The organism is Collimonas sp., assembly GCF_035566555.1.
GTDB lineage: Bacteria > Pseudomonadota > Gammaproteobacteria > Burkholderiales > Burkholderiaceae_D > Collimonas.
Genome location: NZ_DATMRB010000034.1, coordinates 52,570 through 72,471 on the forward strand (window position 1 = coordinate 52,570; position 19,902 = coordinate 72,471).

Sequence of the window (19,902 nt, forward strand, 5' to 3'; positions counted from 1 at the left end):
GGGGCGCGCGGAACATCGCTACAGGCGGCTTGGGATCAAGCAGCCTCAGGCCAAAAGAAAAAACAAAACGTCAGACCAGGGAGGATGGCGGAGCTTGGGAGTGCGGCGTCAGATAGTGCTGCTGCGCCGGGGTATAGATATAGACCGGTTCGGCAAAGCTGCTATAGGCGAAGACCAGGACCGGCGTCAGCACCGGCACCGGGGTGGATGGGACTGGCGCCGGGAAGTCGGCCGCCAGGTCGCAGCTGATGCAGTCGGAAGATACTTCGGCCAGGCTGTGATTATGGAAGGCCATGCCGACCAGCTGCAACACCAGGATCGCCAGCGCCAGCCACAGCGCACACTGCTGCAGCCGCAGCTTGAAGCGGCGCCGTGCGCGGAAATGGGATTCGACGATCAGGCGCATGGCGATGCCGAGGAACAGCAACGGGCTTGCATTGCCAAGGCTACAGGCGTGACGACGCCGCGCATTGGGCGCGAAACCGGCAGAGCTGGGCTGGCTTGAAGAAGCATGTAGCGTGAACCTGATGAATTAACTGCTGAAAAACGGGGAATCACAATTTGTAACTGCAAGCAGAGAGTGTAAGCGGGAACCGGTATTGCTTGCAAGCCAATTGCAACACAGTTGCATGGATTGTCAAATTTCCTGGGACAGCAGAGCTGCCTGCTCCGTTTGACATTCGGACTGGCCGCACCTGGCCTGACCTTCACTCAAAACTCATTAAATTGTTGCCACATAGCGATACAAGTTCCTCCATAATATGCCACAACTTTTTTCCTGGCCTGTCACATTTACAACGGCAATCATGACAAATTCATCACCGTCGTCGCGTTCACGTATCGGCTGGCGCAAGCCGCTTGCCCTGTTGCTGGTCATTGCGCTTGCCGGCGGCGGCTGGTTCGCCCTGCACGCCAGGAACAGCGACGCCAGGCAGGCCGACAATGGCAAGGCGACAACGCCAAAGACGCATGCGTTTGAACTGGCCGCCAGTGACGTCGCCCTGATCGACGCCCGGGAATTGCGCATCACCCTGCCCTTGTCCGGCTCGCTGATGCCGCTGGTGCAAGCCACGGTCAAATCCAAGGTCGCCGCCGAAGTACGCGAAACCCTGGTGCGCGAGGGCATGCAGGTCAAGCGCGGCCAGGTCATGGCCCAGCTCGACACGGCCGACCTGAAAGCGCGCTATGCCAGCCAGCAGGCCACGCTTGACGAAGCCAAGGCCAAGCTGGCGCTGGCCAACAAGAACCACGACATCAACCAGATGCTGCTGAAGCAGAAATACATCTCGCAAAATGCCTTCGATACCGCGCACAACAGCGTCGAAGTGGCCGAGGCGACTGTCAAATCGGCCTCGTCGCAGCTGGAGATCGCGCAACGGGCAATGGACGACGCCACCATCCATGCGCCGATCGCTGGCATTGTCAGCAAGCGCGAAATCCAGCAAGGCGACAAGGTCTCGCCCGATTCGCCGCTGTTTAGCATCATGGACCTGAGCCAGATGACGCTGGAAGCCCAGGTGCCGGCCAGCGAGATCCCGCGCGTCAGGCTGGGCCAGGATGTGCTGTTCGCCGTGGACGGCTTTCTGGAGCGCCGCTTCGCCGGCAAGGTGACGCGCGTCAATCCTGCGACAGAAACCGGTTCGCGCGCCATCAAGGTGTATATCGCGGTCGACAATGGCGACGGCGCGCTGAAAGGCGGCATGTTCGCCAAGGGCGCCATCACCCTGCAGAAGAGCGCAGTGCGGCCGCTGCTGCCGCTGGGCGCGCTGCGCCATGAAAACGGCGTCGACCTGGTGTACACGGTGCAGAACAACCTGATCGTGGCGCAGCCGGTGACGCTGGGCTTGCGCAGCGACGATGAAAACCTGGTCGAAGTGACTTCTGGCCTGACGCCAGGCGCGCACGTGATCGTGACCAGGCTGGACGGCGTCAAGCCCGGCAGCGCAGTCAAGATGGCGGAAAGCGCCGGCGCCAAGCGCAACAGCTAGAGGAAACGACGCGTCATGTGGATAACCAAAATCAGTATCAATCATCCAGTGTTCGCCACCATGGTGATGGTGGCGTTGCTGGTGCTGGGCCTGTTCTCCTACCAGGAGCTGGGGCTGGAGCAGATGCCGGACATCCAGACGCCCGGCCTGCTGATCGAGATGCGTTACCCTGGCGCCTCGCCGGAAGCGGTCGAGAACGACATCACCAAGCCGATCGAAGACACCATCAATTCAGTCAGCGGCATCAAGACCATCCTCTCCAGTTCGTATGAAGGACGCAACGACACCTGGGTGACTTTCGAGCTGAACGTCAACATGGACCGCGCAGTGCAGGAAGTGCGCGACAAGATCGCTCAAATCCGTCCCAGCATGCCGAAGGACGCCAAGGATCCCTTCATCGTCCGCGGCGATACCCTGAATACCCAGCCGCTGGCCTCGCTCAGCGTGACCTCGAGCACGCGCAGCCTGCGCGACCTCTCGACCCTGGCCGAACAGATCATCGTCAAGCGCCTGCAGGCGGTGGCCGGCGTCGCCAAGGTCGATATCGGCGGCAACGTCAGCCGCCAGGTGCTGGTAAACCTCAAGCCGGAACAGATGGCGGCGCAAAAAGTCGGCGTCGACGAAATCCTGAATGCGATCCAGAGCACCAACCAGGACATGCCGGCCGGCCTCATCACCCGCGGCGCCTCCGAGCAGCTGGTGCGGCTGGAAGGCAAGATGAAAGATCCGCGCGCTTTCGGCCAGATCATCGTGGCCCGCCGCGGCGGCAGCCCGGTCTACCTGGACCAGGTGGCGCAGATCGCCGACGGCGAACGCGAAGAGAGCTCGATCTCGCGCTTCAACGGCCAGCGCGCCATCAACCTCGACATCACCAAGATCCAGGACGCCAATATCGTCGCCGTGGGCGACGGCGTGCGCAATGAAGTGGACGTCTTGAAGACGCAGCTGCCGAAGGACGTCGAGATCAAGATCGTCCACGCCAATTCCGACAACGTCAAAAGCTCGCTCGACCGGGTCAAGGAAACCATCCTCGAAGGCGCCGCGCTGACCATCCTGATCGTGTTCCTGTTTCTGCATTCCTGGCGTAGCACCATCATTACCGGCCTGACCTTGCCGATTTCCGTGATCGCCAGCTTCATCGCCCTGCACGCTTTCGGCTTTACCCTGAATTTCATGACCTTGATGGCGCTGTCGCTGTGCATCGGCTTGCTGATCGACGACGCCATCGTGGTGCGCGAAAACATCGTGCGCCACCTCGGCATGGGCAAGAGCCACGTCGCCGCGGCGCGCGACGGCACCCAGGAAATCGGCCTGGCGGTGATGGCCACCACTTTTGCCATCGTCGCGGTATTCGTGCCGGTGGCATTCATGAAGGGCATCATCGGCCGCTTCTTCCTGCAATTCGGCGTCACGGTCACGGTGGCGGTGCTGGTGTCCCTGTTCGTCAGCTTTACGCTGGATCCGATGCTGTCCTCGGTCTGGCCCGATCCGCCGGAAAACCGTTTCAAGCGCCTGCCCTGGCTGGCGCGCCTGATGGCAGCCATCGAGCACCTGATCGAGCGCATCCACGGCGTCTACGGCCGCATCCTGCAACGCGCGCTGGCCTGGCGCAAGACCACGCTGTCGTTGGCGCTGGCGCTGTTCGTCGGCAGCCTGTTCCTGGCGCCGCTGGTCGGCACCGAATTCATTCCGGATACCGACCAGGGCTTCATTGCCCTCAAGCTGAAAACCCCGGTCGGCTCCAGCCTGGCCTACACCGACAGCAAGATGCGCCAGGTCGAAGAGGCGCTGCGCAAGATGCCGCAGATCGAGAACATCAGCACCACCGTCGGCACCGACGATGGCCGCAATGCGGCCGACATGAACCTGACCCTGACCAATCGCAACACCAGTTACCGCATCGGGCAGAAGGAAGTGGAAAAGAATATCCGTGAGCGCCTGAAAACGATTCCTGGAATCGAATTATCGGTAGGCTGGGACAAGCCGATCTATGTGGCGATTCTCGGCCCGGAAACCGACAAGCTGAGCGCCATCGCCGACCAGGTAATGCTGAAGATCGGCAAGATCAAGGGCATCACCGACCTGGAAAACAGCCTGACCGCAGCCAACCCTGCGATCACCATCAAAGTCAACAATGCCCTCGCCAGCGACCTCGGCCTGAGCGTGCAGCAGATCGGCGCCGCCCTGCGGCCGTTCGTCTCCGGCGACGCCAACGGCCACTGGCTGGCGGCGGACGGACAAAACTATGAAGTCAATGTGCAGCTGCCGAAATCCGGCCGCCAGAAGATCGCCGATCTGGGTGACCTGTCGGTCGCAAGCAGCAACCTCGACAGCGACGGCAAGCCGGTCATGGTGCCGCTGCGCCAGGTCGTTGAATTCGTCCACACTTCCAGCCCGCGCGTGATCAAGCGCCAGGACCTGCAGCGCCGCATCGGCATCTACGCCAACGTCGAAGGCCGCCCTTCGGGCGACGTCGGCACTGAAGTGCAAGCCGTGATCAAGCAGATCGAGCTGCCGCCCGGCTATCGTTTCGACGTCGGCGGCCGCACCAAGGACATGCAGGAAGCCTTCGGCGCGGCGCTGGCGGCACTGGGCATCGCCGTGATCTTCATCTACCTGATCCTGGCATCGCAGTTCGGCAGCTTCCTGCAGCCGATCGCCATCATGGCTGCGCTGCCGTTTTCCCTGATCGGCGTATTCCTGGCCTTGCTGATCACCGGCAGCACGCTGAACATCTTTTCCATCATCGGCTTCATCATGCTGATGGGACTGGTCACCAAGAATGCGATCCTGCTGGTCGACTTCAGCAATCGCGAACAGCGCAACGGCAGCGCGCAATACGACGCTATCCTGGCGGCTGGCCAGGTGCGCCTGCGCCCTATCCTGATGACCACGCTGGCGATGCTGTTCGGCATGCTGCCGATGGCGCTGGGCCTGGGCGACGGCGGGGAAACCCAGGCGCCGATGGGGCGCGCGGTGATCGGCGGCATCATCACCTCGACCCTGCTGACGCTGGTGGTGGTGCCGGTGGCTTATAGCTATCTGGACAGCTGGGGCAAGCGTGCGCTGCGCTACTTCAAGGGTGGACACGCCAAGGAAGCGGAAACGGCAGCGCTGCCCAGCGAATCCTGATTTTCCTCTCAGCGGCGGTCGAGACCCTGCGCCCGCATGCGTTCGGCAGGGTCGCTAAAGCTCTGGTTGCGCAAAGCTTCGATCTGCCTGTTGCGGTCTTCTTCGGCGCTGCCGGTCTGCTGGCGGATCTGGTCCGCGGCCTGGCGATACTGTGCGTAGCGGTCCTGCCAGGCCTGCTCTTCCTGCCCCAGCTGATCAAAACGCTGCGCCGCCGCCGGACCAAACTGCTGCGCCATCATCTCGTGCTGCGCCTGCTGGCTCGCGCCCTGCTGGCGCAACTGACGCAGATCGTCAAAGCTCTTTTGCACAGGATCGGCGGCGACCGAGCTCAGGCCGCTCTTGACGCCGCCGCGCAAGGCAGCCAGCATGCGCTGCGATTCTGCCTCTTCAGCGCCGAACCAGATCTTCGCCACTTCGATCCCCAGCATGTCTTGCCGCAAGCGCGACAGTTGCGCCAGCCAGGTCGCCATGCGCTCCGCATCCACTGGCGCCATCTTGCTGTCTGCAGTGATTGCCGGCGGAGTTTGGCGTTCCAGCAGCGCGTCGTGCGCCGCCAGATAGCCCACATAGGCGCGCGCCAGCCGCTCGCCGTCGGCATAAGCCCGCACCGGCAGGCCGCTTTTCAGATAAGCCAGCAGCTGAGCCATGTGCTCGCTGCGCGAACCGGGCAAGCCGCCCAGCAGGTAATAGTCGAACACGTCGCGCAAGGCGCGGTTGACTTGCAGGTGCTGGCCCGCGCCCACCGCCAGTCCTGGCGGTGGGCTGGTGTCGCCGGCGCTAGCGAGATGCTCGCTAACAGCTGCATTCAACTGCCCGGGGCCGGCACGATCCGTCGCATTTGCCGGCGCAGCTGCTTGCATGCCCGCGGCAAGCGCTACCGGTTCCGCCGAGCGGAAACAAAACAGCGCTGCAGCAAGCAAACCAAGCACCACAACTGTTATTCCCAGGATAAATCGGTGTCTGGTCTGCATCGCTGTCCTTATAGCCCGGCAGTCTTGAGCCGGTTGGCCTGGGTGCGGATGGTCACCACAGGATCGGCGCTGAACAGACCGCGCAGGCCGAACAGCTGGTTGACTTCGTCCAGGTGGTTCCAGCCGTACACGCCCAGCTCGCGGCCGAAGCGCGCGCTGCATACCGGCACCAGGCCGTCATTGGCGCCGCCGCCAGCCGTCTTGATGATGACGCTGCCGAGCACCATCACCGGATCGGTGACGTCGAGGATGTTGGTGCCGGCCGAGTTGCCGGTCCAGGAATACAGTAATTGGGTATTGCCGCTGCGGACTTCAGATGCAGCCCCATTCACGCTGCAGTTGGCGGGCACGCCGGCGCTGGGATAGAGACGGTTGAAATTCGCGGCGCCGGCCGTAGTCAGGCCGCTCAAGGCAGCCAGCGGATCCTGCGGCTGCGGGTTGCCGACAAACAGGCTCAGCAGTTGCCCGAGCACCGAGGTGCCGTCAGCCAGCAGGTCTTTCAAGGCCTGCGGCGCCAGATTGACGGTGTCAGCCACCGGCGTGCCCGCATGCGGCGTGGCGATGGTGGTGACCGAGGCGATCCATTGCGGCTTGACCGCGGCGGCGTAGCGTGAGGTGGTGCCGCCCTGACTGTGCGAAATCAGGTTGACCTTGCTGGCGCCGGTGGCGGCCAGCACGCTGCTGATTTGCTTCAACAACTCTTCGCCACGCTGCTCATCGCTGTTGAAGGCAGAAACATCCGCCACATACACCGTAGCGCCATTGGCGCGCAGGTCGCTGGGGATCTGCCACCAGTAGTCGACCACGCCGAAGTATTTGGAAGTGCCTGCCAGGCCGTGCACCAGCACGATCGGATACTTGGTTTGCGCGTAGGCGCTGGACGCGGCGGTCCCGAACAGGCTGAAGACGGAAGCCTGGGCCTGCCCCAATGGCAGGCAACAGCAAAAGACAGAAGCAACTGCGATTCGGCGTAGCGATTTCATAACCACATCTCCTTATATAAACGCACGGTCGTGCTCTTTTGTTGACTCAATAGTACACATATACAAACCTGTCTACAATCAATACTCATCGTGCAGAGCAGCATTGGAAACCGGCCGTCAGTGGACTGCCACAGCCTAATCGAGAGTGAAGGGCGCGTATCCGGCGCGCAGGGCGAGCATGTGCAACGCCGCCATGCGTGTCGGATGGTGACAGGCACTCTTGATTTGGCTGTGGCAGTCCACTAATCGGGGCCGGCAGCGGTATGCAGGGCGGCAAGGCATAATGATGCGGGCCGTCAAACCGACAATATCTACAGGAGAAAACATGTCCACTCGAGAAGAAACCCTGGCGCAATGGCAGGCACAGGATGCGGCGGTGCGCGCAAAATTGGCTGATCCCGGCGTCGCCTCGCTGGAACAGTTGAAGCAATACAGTGGCGTTGAATTTTTACAACGCATCCTGGCCGGCGAGCTGCCGATCCCGCCGATTGCGCAGACGCTCGACTTCAACCTGCTGGAAGCGGAACCGGGCCGTGTCATCTTCCAAGGCACGCCGGGCATGCAGCACTACAACCCGATCGGCAGCGTCCATGGCGGCTACTTTTGCACCTTGCTGGATTCGGCACTGGGCTGCGCGGTGCAATCGGTTCTGCCGAAAGGGAGCGGCTACACCACGCTGGAACTGAAGGTCAACCTGATCCGCGCACTGACCGACAAGACCGGCCCGGTGCGCGCGATCGGCAAGGTGATACAGGTCGGCGGCAGGGTCGGCGTGGCGGAAGCCAATATCGTCGACGTCGATGGAAAAATTTATGCGCATGCGACCACCACTTGCCTGGTGTTTGCGCTACCATAAGCAAAGCGGCAGGATGCTCGGCGCGACGACATGCCGCAAACGCGCCGGGCCGCTTCATCCACCATGCCCCGAACGAAAGCCCTCTCCTCTGCTCCCGCGCAAATCGCCTAACATCAATTGACGCTTTAAACCAGCTGTCACTTTTTATAGCTAGCAAAGTAAAAATCGAGCGGCTATATTCTTTTGCGCCTGAAAGCGGCCGACGGCCTGCATCAAGCCTCTCTTCGTACGCAATAGAAATCATCCGTAAAGCCACTTGTTTTACGCATGCCTCAATGCAGACAGCAGCATCACGCCGTCCGCACGCCGGCACGCAGACCGATCCAGTTTCACTCACGCCATGGAGAACTGCTTGGAAACCGTCGCCCATCCTGCCGCTGCGACCGCACTCACTACCAGTCAGGCGGCAGTGTGGCTCAAAGTCAAATGCGCCGCGCACGGCGACAACTTCAATGTCGCCGAGGCCGTCGATATCGTCGGCGAGATTGATCTCGCGCAGTTCCTCGCAGCGCTGCAAAAAGTGGCGGATGAAACCGAGTCTGCGCGCCTGCGTCTGCTGGACACCGAAGACGGACCGCGGCAGATCGTGGAACCATGCTTCAGCGGCGAACTGCCCTATCTCGATTTCAGCCGCGAGCGCGATCCGGAGGCTGCGGCGGAAGCCTGGATGCGCGCTGATTACAGCCGCATCATCGATCTGGTGCGCGGCCGGCCATGGCTGTCGGCATTGCTGCGCACCGCCCGCGAGCGCTATATCTGGTATCACCGCAGCCACCGCATCTTGCCGGACGGCTCGGATCATGGCCGCACAGCGCACCGCCTGGCCGCCGTTTACAGCGCGCTGGACCAGCACCATCCGCTGCCGGCAGCAGCTCCCTTGCCATCGATTGCACAGCAGTTGCAGGACGAAAACGCCTATCGTGAATCGGCACGCTATGCTGCCGATCGCAACTACTGGACTGGGCGCTTGCATGATGCGCCCGCACCATTGAGCCTGTCGCTGCAGCGCCATTTCAACGGCGACGCTTTACTGCGCCAGAGCGCCTGCTTTCCCGCCGCCGGGGTGCAGGCCTTGCGCAGCATCGCGCACAAACTGGAGATCAGCCTGCCGCAACTCCTGATTGCCGTCACTGCCGCGTTCCTGCATCGCGCCAGCGGCGTGACGGACATGCTGGTCGGCGTTGCGGCCGGCATGACAGGGACCATGCCGCTGCGCCTGGCGCTGAATGCCGAGCTGTCGTTCGAAGAGTTGATGCGCGACGTCGGCCGGCAGATGCGGCAAATATCGCTGCACCAATCCTATCCGTGCGAAGAACTGCGCCATGACTTACGCATGCTGTCCGGCAAAAGGCAATTGTTCAGCACAGTAATCAAAGCAGAATCCAGCCACTGCGATTTGCGCTTCGGCAGCCATCCGGCCCGCCTGCGCCAGCTGTGCGACGGCAGCGCGGAAGACCTGGCCATCACCATCTACGAGCGCGGCGCCGGCCGGGACCTGGAGATCAACTTCGACGCCAATCCGGCAACCCACAGCGCCCAGATGCTGGCCGAACATCAGCGCCGGCTGCTCACTTTTCTGGCCGCAGCCAGCCATAGTCCGGCACAGAAGATCGGTCAGCTTGAACTGGCTGATGCCACCGGCCGCAAGCACTTGGCGGCAGGCGCCGGAGATGCGGACCACGCGATCGCGGACAGCCGCCTGGCGGCGCTGATAGAACAACAGCTGACTCGCAAGGAGCCAGCCATCGCACTACGTTTCGAAGGCGAGCCATCGCCGCCGCGACATGGCGCGGAAGATTCACGCAGTTGAAGGCAACCGCCACGACTCAGGCTGATGCTGCCTGAGCCGTGACGGATTGCGCCATCCTTCAAAGCGGCGCAGCCGCCAGCTTCCCTTCCAGCCTCACCGCCTCCAGCGCGCTATTCAAGGCAGCGGCAAACACCTCTATATGCGGGGAAATCATCATCGACTGATGCGTTCCCGGCACCGGGATCAGCCGCAGCTGCATCTCCGACAGCACTTCACCCCAGCCCCGCAACGGTTCGTTGACCGTATCTCCCGCAGCGCTGTAATAGTGCACCGGAACGGCGATCGGCTGTACCGCATACTCGCCATAGGCGCGGATGATGGTGCGGCTGTTCTCCATCAGCTGCAGTAAGCCTTGCAAGGAAAATCCGGCCGGGAACAAGCCGCTGCGCCTGGCCATCTGCATCAGGGTCTGGATGTCGGCGTCGGCGGCGACCGCCTTCAGCTGCTCCATCGCCCCCCGCAGCAGCGGATCATTGCTGGCGGCGGCTTCCAGCAGGGTCAGCATCAGCTGCTTGTCGCCCAGCTTTTCTTCGCGCTCGTCGTCGTCGCCAATCGAGCAATGGGTATCGAACAGGCCGACAAATTCGACCCGCTCGCCTTCCCTGATGAACTGCTGCGCCACCTCGTAAGCCAGCACGCCGCCGAAGGACCAGCCGGCCAGGCGGTAAGGCCCGTTCGGCTGCACCGCGCGTATCAATCCCAGCATGCGCGTCGCCATGCTGTGCACGCTCAGCAGCGGTGTTTCTTCGGACGGCAGCGGCGGCAAACCGTACACCGGGATGCCCGGATCGATATGCAGCGCCAGCATGTGCGCATAGATCAGCAAGCCGGAACCCTCGTGCATCAGGAACAATGGGCGCTGGCGGCCGCCGGCGCGCACCAGCACCGCCGCGTTCTCGGTCTCCAGCGGATTGAGCTGCGCAATATGCTCGGCCAGCGCCGCCACGGTTGGATAAGTAAACACGTCGCTGGCTGAAATCCGCACACCTTTTTTCTTCAGCATGGTCACCACTTGCAGGATCGACAGCGAATGGCCGCCCAGCGCGAAGAAATTGTCGTGACGGCCGATACTGGCGATCTGCAGCAGTTCTGACCAGATCTCGGCCAGGGCCACCTCGATCTCGCCCTCCGGCGCCGCATAGCCGCCGACGGCATAGGCATCCGCTTCCGGCGCCGGCAGCTGCTTGCGGTCGACCTTGCCGTTCGCCGTCAGCGGCAGCGCCGCCAGCGTGACGTAAGCCGCCGGCACCATGTACTCGGGCATGCCGGCGCCCAGGTATGAACGCAGGGTGTCTACATCGACTGCTTCGTTAACAACGATATAGGCAACCAGGCGCCGCTCTCCCAGGTGCTCCTCGCGGGCCATCACCAGCACCTCGCGGATCGCCGGATGCTGGGCCAGCCTGGCTTCGATCTCGCCCGGTTCGACGCGGAAGCCGCGGATCTTGACCTGGAAGTCGTTGCGCCCCAGATGCACCAGGTTGCCGTCGGCCTGCCAGCGCGCCAGGTCGCCGGTGCGGTACAACAGCTCACCAGGGCGGCCGCTGAAGCGATCGGCAACGAAACGCTGCGCCGTCAGCTCTTCCCGGTTGAGGTAGCCGCAGGCAACGCCGGCGCCGCCGATATAGATCTCGCCCGTCACTCCCACCGGCACCGGCTCGCCATGCGTGTCCAGCAGATAAACCTGGGTGTTGGCGATCGGCCGGCCTATCGGAATGGTCGGCTGTGCCGGGTCAATCGCGGCAATTTCGTAGGTGGTGGCGTAGGTCGTGGTTTCGGTCGGCCCGTAGCAGTGAATCAGATGCTGCGGCCGGCCGACTGCCAGCACGCGCGCAAAAGCGGCCGGGTCGCAGCGTTCGCCGCCGGTCAACAGGAAGCGCAGCTGGCGGAAGGCATCCGGCACCATTGCTGCACACTGGTTGAACACCGCCGTGGTCAGGAACAGCGTGGTGACGCCTTGCCGTTCCAGTGCTTCGGCGAAACGCAGCGGATCGAGGAACACCTCCTTGTCGATCACCACGATGCGGCCGCCGTTCAGCAAGGCGCCCCAGATTTCCATGGTCGAAGCGTCAAAGGCCGGATTGGCGGCGAAGGCGATGCGGTCGCTGGCGTCAAAAGCCGCATAGCCGTTTTCCAGCACCAGCCGCTTGATGCCGCGCTGCGGCACCAGCACCCCTTTCGGCTGCCCGGTCGAGCCCGAGGTATACATGATGTAGGCAATCGTCTCGTCGTCGCCGCCCGGCGCCAGGTTGTCGGCGGCGTAGGCGCTGGCGGCGATCTGGTCCAGGTTGACCCTGGTAAGCGCTGCCTGCTCAGGCCAGGCAGCGCCGCTCAGCGCCAGCAACAGACTGGCGCCGCAATCGCGCGCCATGAAAATCTTGCGCTCGTCCGGCAAGGCAGGATCCAGCGGCACATAGGCGGCGCCGCACTTGAGGATCGCCAGTTCGGCCACAATCAGCGGCAGCGAGCGTTCCAGCTGCAAGGCTACCCGGTCATTGCGCCTGACGCCCAGCTGCCGCAGATGATGCGCCAGCTGATTGGCCTGGCGGTTCAGCTCGGCATAGCTCAGCTGATGGACGCCATGCACCGCCGCCACCGCTTCCGGCGTTCGCGCCGCCTGCGCCTCGAATAGTTGCGGCAGCAAGGGCGCCGGATTAACGGCGTCGGTCTGGTTCCAGTGCTGCACGATCTGCTGACGTTCCGCTGCGGTCATCAACGGCAGGCCGGCCAGCTGCCGGCTGTCGTCGCTGACCATGGCCTGCAGCAGGCAATGCCAGTAGCCGAGGTAGCGCTCGATCGTGCTGCGCTCGAACAAGGCGCTGGCATATTCCAGCACGCCGGCAATCTCGTCGCCCGATTCTTCCAGCGACAAGGTCAGGTCGAATTTTGCCGTTATCTGCTTGAACGGCAGCGGGGTCAGCTCCAGGCCGGGCAGTTGCAGCCTGCCTTGCGGCGCGTTCTGCCAGGCAAACATGACCTGGAACAAAGGACTGTGCGCCATGCTGCGCACCGGATGGGTATGTTCCACCACTTGCTCGAACGGAAGTTCCTGGTGCTGCTGGGCCGCCAGCGACTGCCGCTTCACTTGCTCCAGCAAAGCGCCTACCGTCGCCTGTTCGGGCAAACGGATGCGCAGCGCCAGCGTGTTGACGAAAAAGCCGATCAGGCCCTCCACTTCCCGCTGGCTGCGGTTGGCCGTCGGCGTGCCGATCACCACGTCATCCTGCCCTGCCAGCCGGCCCAGCAGCAAGGCCCAGCTGCTCAGCAGCGTCATGTGCAAGGTGCTGCCGTGGCGCTGGCCCAAGGCCTTGAGTTTTTTGGTCAACGCGGCATCCAGCACTGTCGCTACCTGCGCACCGGCATAGTCTTGCTGCAGTGGACGAGAATAATCGGTGGGTAGCTCCAGCAGGGTCGGCGCGCCGGCCAGATTTTCCTTCCAGTAGGCGGTCTGCTGCTCCAGTACCGCGCCGCTCATCCAACGCCGCTGCCAGGCGGCGTAGTCCGGATACTGCACCGTCAGCGGCGGCAGAGGATCGTGCTCGCCTTGCCGGTAGGCGCCATACAGCGCGCTGATCTCATCGAGCAGCACGGCGATCGACCAGCCGTCCGAAACGATATGATGCAGCGTGATCAGCAAGGTGTGCCGGGTGCGCGTCTCTTGCAGCAGGCGGCCGCGGATCAGCGGACCTCGCGCCAGGTCAAACGGCGCCGCCGCTTCTTCGGCGATCAGGCGTTCGCGCTCGGCATCGCGCTCCGGATGATGTCGCAAATCGTGTTCCAGCAGATGAAAATGGCTGATATCGGCCGCCGCGACGCGCTGCAGCGCGCCCTGGCCTGGCGCGGAGACAAAGCTGGTGCGCAGGGCTTCGTGGCGGAATACCAGGCGTTCCAGAGCCTGGATCAGGGCGACCCGGTCGAGTTCGCCGTTGAGCTGCAAGCCCAGCGGCACATGGTAGGCCTGGCGCACCTCGCCCATCTGTTCCAGGAACCACAGGCGTTGCTGTGCAAACGACAGTTGCTCCCGTTCCTCGCCACGGGTTGCCGGTATCGCCGGCCGCACGCTGGTATCGCTGCCGGACAATCCGGCTGCGAAGTCTGCCAGGAAGGGATGCATGAACACCGTGCTCAACGCCACCTCCACGCCGAATGCTTGCCGCAGCCGCGAAATCATCTGTACCGCCAGCAGCGAATGACCGCCGAGCGAGAAGAAATTGTCGTGGCGGCCGACGCGCTCGATCTTCAGCAGTTCCGACCAGATCGCCGCCAGCACAACTTCAGCCGCTCCCTGCGGCTCTGCGTAGCTATTGGCCGCGTAAGCGCCGCCATCCGGCGCCGGCAGGCTGCTGCGGTCCAGCTTGCCATTCGCCGTCAAGGGCAAGGCCGCCAGCGTGACGTACGCCGCCGGCACCATGTAGTCAGGCAGATTGACGCTCAGATATGCGCGTATGGTTTCAGCATCGACTTCCTCGCTGGTCACAAGATAAGCCACCAGGCGCTTGTCGCCCGGACTGTCTTCGCGCGCAATCACCACTGCCTCGCGGATCGCTGCGTGCGCGGCCAGTTGCACTTCGATCTCACCCAGCTCGATGCGAAAGCCGCGCAGCTTGACCTGGAAATCGTTGCGGCCGAGATACAGCAGATTGCCGTCAGCCTGCCAGCGCGCCAGATCGCCGGTCTTGTACAGGCGTGCGCCGGGCTCCTGCGAGAAGGGATTGGCGATGAAACGCTGTTCGCTCAGTTGCGGCTGGTTGAGGTAGCCGCGCGCCACCTGCACGCCGCCGATATGCAACTCTCCAGCCACGCCCAGCGGCACCGGTTCTCCGCGCGCATCGAGGATGTGGATGCTGGTATTCGCAATCGGCTTGCCGATAGGAATCGCGCTCCGGTTTTCTCCCGCGATACTGGTCCAGGAAGTAACATCCACAGCCGCTTCGGTAGGCCCGTACAGATTATGCAACTGGGCTCGCGGCAGCAACGCATGGAAACTATCGACCAGCGCTGCCGGCAATGCCTCGCCGCTGCACATCACGCGCACAATGCTGGTGCAGGCAGCGGCCTCGTCGTGCGCGGCAAACACCTGCAACATGGAGGGCACGAAGTGCAAGGTTGTGACGCCGGCGGCGCGGATGAGTCCGCTCAGATAGGCGGGATCCTTGTGGCCATCCGGCTTGGCCAGCACCAGCTTGGCGCCGGTCATCAGCGGCCAGAAGAATTCCCATACCGAGACGTCGAAACTGAAAGGCGTCTTTTGCAACACCACGTCTTGCTGTCCCAGCCCATAAGCTTGCTGCATCCATAGCATGCGATTGACGACGCCGCGATGCTCATTCATCACCCCCTTCGGTTTTCCGGTAGAACCCGATGTGTAGATCACATACGCCAGAGACGACGGCGTCAGATGGCTGCTGTCGGGATTATGTTCCGGATACCCTGACCAGCTAGGCGCCTGCAGATCCAGCAGCGGCAAGTCGGGGCCGATAGATGCCCTGACCTGCTGCCAGCCGCCTTCTATCCCGGTCTGCGTCAGCACCACGCGCGGCGCGCTGTCGTTCAGCATGTAGGCCAGGCGATCCGCCGGATACGCGGGATCCAGCGGCACATAGGCCGCTCCCGCCTTCAGCACCGCCAGCAAGGCAACCACCATGGCCGGACTGCGTTCGGCGCAGATCGCCACCCGCTGATCCGGCTGAACGCCCAGTTCGCGCAGATAGTGCGCCAGCTGATTGGCCTGGCGATTCAGTTCGGCGTAGCTTAGCTGCGCCGCACCGAACTGCACCGCCACCGCCTGCGGTGTACGCTCGGCCTGTACTTCGCATAGCTGATGCAGCAGGAATTCTCCCTCGGGATAGCTGACCCCGGTCGCATTCCAGCTTGCCAGCAGCTGCCGCTCCGACTCGCCCACCAAGGGCAGGCTGGCGACCGGATGCGCATCGCCGTCGACCATCGCTTCCAGCAGACGCTGCCAATAACCGAGATAGCGTCGTACCGTGTCTTTTTCAAACAGCGCTGTCGCATATTCCAGCGAACCGACCACCGTATTGTCGCTTTCGCCCAGCGCCAGGGTCAGGTCGAATTTAGCAGTCACCTGCCTGAGCGCCAGCGGCGTCAGATCCAGCCCTGACAGCTGCAGCTTGCCTTGCGGCGCGTTCTGCCAGGCAAACATCACCTGAAACAAGGGGCTGTGCGTCATGCTGCGTAACGGACGGGTATGCTCCACCACCTGTTCAAATGGAATTTCCTGGTACTGCTGGGCCGCCAGCGATTGCTGCTTCACTTGCTCCAGCAGAGTCGTCACTGTTGCCTGTTCCGGCAGCCGGATGCGCAACGCCAGCGTATTCACGAAGAAGCCGATCAAGCCTTCCACTTCCTGCTGGCTGCGGTTGGCCGCCGGCGTGCCGATGACGATATCGTCTTGTCCCGACAGCCGGCCCAGCAGCAGCGCCCAGCTGCTCAGCAAGGTCATGTACAGCGTGCTGCCGTGGCGCTGGCTCAAGGCCTTCAGTTTGCGCGTCAGTCCGGCCTCGAGCCTGATGTCGATACTGGAGCCGGCATAGTCCTGCTGCGGCGGACGCGGATAGTCGGCCGGCAGCTCCAGCAAGGTCGGCGCACCTGCCAGGCTGTCCTTCCAATAGGCGGTCTGCTGTTCCAGCACGGCGCCGCTCAGCCAGCGGCGCTGCCATGCTGCGTAATCCGGATATTGCAGCGCCAAGGCTGGCAGCGGATCATGCTGCCCCTGCCGGTAGGCGTTGTAGAGCGCACTGATTTCATCCAGCAGCAGCCCGGTCGACCAGCCGTCCGAGACAATATGATGAGCCGTGATCAGCAGCGTATGCCGGGTCCGTGTCTCTTGCAGCAAGAGGCCGCGGATCAGCGGTCCCTGCGTCAGGTCAAACGGCCTCGATGCTTCCTCGGCAAGCAGGCGCTGCCGTTCCTCTTCGCGTTCGGGATGGTGCCGCAAATCATGTTCCAGCAGCTGAAAATGGCTAAGCTCAGCCGGCGCGACACGTTGGATCGCGGCATGCTCTTCTGTCTCGGTAAAAGTGGTGCGCAGCGCTTCGTGGCGGAATACCAGGCGTTCCAGCGCCTGTATCAGGGCGACGCGGTCCAGTTCGCCGTCCAGTTGCAAGCCCAGCGGAATATGATAGGCATGGCCGATCCCCCCCATCTTCTCCAGGAACCACAAGCGTTGCTGCGCAAATGACAATTGCGCACGCTCTTCAGCGCTGGCGACAGTCAGCGGCGGCCGGACACTGACAGCCCCGGCCAACAGCTGCGCAGAAAAATCGAGCAGCACCGGATGCGCAAACAAAGTGCTGATCGCCAGCTCGATATCGAAGACTTGCCTGATGCGCGAAATCATCTGCACCGCCACCAGCGAATGGCCGCCGAGCGAGAAGAAATTATCGTAACGACCGATCCGTTCGACCCGCAGCAGCTGCGACCAGATGGACGCCATGGCGGTTTCCGTCGCACCTTCGGGCGCCGCATAACCGCTCACGGCAAAGGCATCCGCTTCGGGCGCCGGCAGATGCTTGCGACTCAGCTTGCCGTTCAGCGTCAGCGGCAGCGCCGCCAGCGTGACATAGGCAGCAGGCACCATGTACTCGGGCATGCTGGCGCTCAAATGGGAGCGCAGGGCTGCCGCATCGATCTCTTCGTTGAGGACGACATACGCCACCAGGCGCTTGTCTCCCGGACTATCTTCGCGCGCAATCACGACTGCCTCGCGGATCGCCGGATGCGAGGCCAGCCTTGCTTCAATCTCGCCCAGCTCGATACGGAAGCCGCGGATCTTGACCTGGAAGTCGTTGCGTCCCAGATGCACCAGGTTGCCGTCGGCCTGCCAGCGCGCCAGGTCGCCGGTGCGGTATAGCAGCGCACCGGAGCGGCCGCTGAAGCGGTCGGCAATAAATCGCTCTGCCGTCAACTGCTCCCGATTGAGATAACCGCAGGCTATGCCGGCGCCGCCGATATACATCTCGCCCGTCACGCCGACCGGCACCGGCTCGCCTTGCGCGTCCAGCAGATAGACCTGAGTGCCGGCAATCGGCCGGCCTATCGGCAAGCTCGTTTCGGCGGCATCCAGCGCCGTCACTTCGTAGGTCGTGGCATAGGTGGTGGCCTCGGTCGGGCCGTAGCAATGGATCAGATGCTGCGGTTTGCCGGCGGCCAGCACACGCGCAAAGGCGGCCGGGTCGCAGCGTTCGCCGCCGGTCATCAGGAAGCGCAAGCGGCGGAATGCCTCCGGTGCTAGCGCCGCACATTGATTGAATACGGCCGTGGTCAGGAACAGCGTGGTGACGCCCTGCTGTTCGAGCTTGCCGGCCAGTTGCAGCGGATCGAGAAATACTTCCTTGTCGATCACTACGATGCAGCCGCCGTTCAGCAAGGCGCCCCAGATTTCCAGGGTCGAGGCGTCGAAGGCCGGATTGGCGGCGAAGGCGATGCGGTCGCTGGCGTCAAAAGCCGCATAGCCGTTTTCCAGCACCAGGCGCTTGATGCCGCGATGCGGCACCAGCACCCCTTTCGGCTGCCCGGTCGAGCCCGAGGTATACATGATGTAGGCAATCGTTTCGTCGTCGCCTCCCGCTGTCAGGTTGTCGGCGGCGTAGGCGTTGGCGGCGATCCGGTCCAGATTGACCCTGGTGAGCGCTGCCTGTTGCGGCCAGGCAGCGCTGCTCAACGCCAGCAGCACGCCGGCGCCGCTGTCATTGGCCATGAAAATCTTGCGTTCGTCCGGCAAGCTACCATCTATCGGCAGGTAGGCGGCGCCGCACTTGAGCACGGCCAGTATCGCAACAATCAACGACAGCGAGCGTTCCAGCTGCAGCAGCACCCGGTCATTGCGCTTGACGCCCAGCTGGCGCAGATGATGCGCCAGCTGATTGGCCTGGCGATTGAGCTCGGCATAACTGAGCTGCGCCGAGCCATGCAGCACCGCCACTGCCAGCGGAGTCTTTGCCGCCTGCGCCTCGAACAGCTGCGGCAGCAGTTGCTTGGGATGCCGCGCCGGGGTCGCATTCCAGCCGCTGACGACCTGATGCCGTTCCTGTGCCGGCATCACATCGATACTGTTGACGGCGCGCTCCGGCGCAGCTTCCAGCGCCGTGACCAGCCCTTCCAGCGCCATCTGCATGAAACCGCATACGCGCACTGCGCCTACCTCGGGCGCGACTTGCGCGGTCAAGGCGAAGCCTTCTCCCAGGTCGTCGACCGACAGACTCAAGGGATAGTTGCTGCGCTCTTCTCCCGAAATCTGCGTGATGCCTTCCCAGATCGCCCGCTCAGCCGGGGAAGCTTCGCCCAGCATGCTGTGACGATAATTCAGCAGCGCCGAGAACAAGGGCTGCGGTGCGACGATCGCGCTGCCTCGTTGCGCCAGCGTCAGCGAGGCGTGTTCGTGGTCCATCAACTGCGCCAGCAAGGCATGCGTATGCCGTACGCTGGCTGCGACGCCTTGCGTATCAATATTGAGGCGCAAAGGCAGGGTGTTGACCAGCAAGCCCATCATGCGGTCGGCGCCCTCGCCGCCCTGCATGCGGCCGAACAGCACCGTGCCGAACACCACATCGCTGCGGCCGGCGACCCGCGCCAATACCTGCGCCCAGGCCAGATGGCAGAGGCTGGCGGCGCTCACGCCGAGTTGCCGCGCCTGCTGCCGCAAGCGCTGCGACAGCGTCGCGCCGAGCCGCACATGCCCCTCTTCCAGGCCGCCGCCATCGCCATGTACTTCCAGCAAACCGAAGGGAGCGGTCGGTTCATCTACGTCGCCCAGCAACTCCCGGAAGAAGTTTTCATGGATTTCGGTATTGCCACCCAGCCGGGCTTGCGCGACGTAATTGCGAAACTGCAGCGGCGCCGGCAGCTGCGCCTGCAGGCCCTGCAGGTGTGCTGCAATTTCGGCATGCACCACTTCCAGGGTGGTGTGATCGCTGATCAAGTGGTGCATCAGAGTCAGCAGCACCCAGCGCTGCTGTATGGCGTCGTAGGCAAAGCTGGTGCGCATCAGAGGCGCTTGCGACAAGTCCAGGCGAGTCAGGCGCGGGTCGAAACGTTCGCGCAACTGACGCGCGACATCTCCTTCCAGTATCAATTCCTCCTGCACCAGCGGTGCAGCGCGCCAGACCACCTGCAGCGGTTCCGGCACACCTTCCCAGACGAT

8 protein-coding genes are annotated in these 19,902 nt (G+C 63.1%); 4 read left to right on the plus strand and 4 right to left on the minus strand.

Annotated features, from left to right (window positions below):
* Window positions 1-70 precede the first annotated feature (70 nt).
* Window positions 71-427, minus strand: a complete 357-nt coding sequence (locus VNZ65_RS05300; protein WP_325666783.1) for a hypothetical protein — start codon at window positions 425-427, stop codon at window positions 71-73.
* Window positions 428-806: 379 nt separating this feature from the next.
* Between VNZ65_RS05300 and VNZ65_RS05305 the strand changes: the two genes are divergently transcribed.
* Both VNZ65_RS05305 and VNZ65_RS05310 read left to right on the plus strand, forming a co-directional pair.
* The gene (locus VNZ65_RS05305) at window positions 807-1,988 is read left to right on the plus strand and encodes an efflux RND transporter periplasmic adaptor subunit (RefSeq protein ID WP_325666785.1); all 1,182 of its coding nucleotides are present in this window, start codon (window positions 807-809) and stop codon (window positions 1,986-1,988) included.
* A 15-nt stretch (window positions 1,989-2,003) separates the two neighbouring features.
* A complete protein-coding gene (locus tag VNZ65_RS05310) occupies window positions 2,004-5,120 on the plus strand; it encodes an efflux RND transporter permease subunit (protein ID WP_325666787.1) in 3,117 nt (1,038 codons plus the stop codon).
* A gap of 8 nt (window positions 5,121-5,128) precedes the next feature.
* Here VNZ65_RS05310 and VNZ65_RS05315 read toward each other — a convergent pair whose 3' ends face one another.
* Together VNZ65_RS05315 and VNZ65_RS05320 are read right to left on the minus strand one after the other, a co-directional pair.
* Complete coding sequence (locus tag VNZ65_RS05315; protein WP_325666789.1) at window positions 5,129-6,091, minus strand: lipase secretion chaperone; 963 nt, start codon at window positions 6,089-6,091, stop codon at window positions 5,129-5,131.
* 8 nt (window positions 6,092-6,099) lie between these two features.
* On the minus strand, window positions 6,100-7,074 hold the full coding sequence (locus tag VNZ65_RS05320) for a triacylglycerol lipase (protein ID WP_325666791.1): 975 nt from the start codon (window positions 7,072-7,074) through the stop codon (window positions 6,100-6,102).
* A 325-nt stretch (window positions 7,075-7,399) separates the two neighbouring features.
* On the opposite strand from VNZ65_RS05320, the gene VNZ65_RS05325 reads away from it, so the two are divergent.
* Together VNZ65_RS05325 and VNZ65_RS05330 are read left to right on the plus strand one after the other, a co-directional pair.
* Window positions 7,400-7,930 carry a PaaI family thioesterase gene (locus VNZ65_RS05325; RefSeq protein WP_325666793.1) on the plus strand — a complete coding sequence of 177 codons (531 nt, stop codon included), beginning with the start codon at window positions 7,400-7,402 and terminating at the stop codon, window positions 7,928-7,930.
* 352 nt (window positions 7,931-8,282) lie between these two features.
* Window positions 8,283-9,740 (plus strand): condensation domain-containing protein, encoded by a 1,458-nt coding sequence (locus tag VNZ65_RS05330; RefSeq protein ID WP_325666795.1) that lies wholly within the window; start codon window positions 8,283-8,285, stop codon window positions 9,738-9,740.
* Between the two features lie 58 nt (window positions 9,741-9,798).
* Here VNZ65_RS05330 and VNZ65_RS05335 read toward each other — a convergent pair whose 3' ends face one another.
* Window positions 9,799-19,887, minus strand: coding sequence for a non-ribosomal peptide synthetase (locus VNZ65_RS05335; RefSeq protein WP_325666797.1), 10,089 nt, complete (start codon window positions 19,885-19,887; stop codon window positions 9,799-9,801).
* Window positions 19,888-19,902 lie beyond the last annotated feature (15 nt).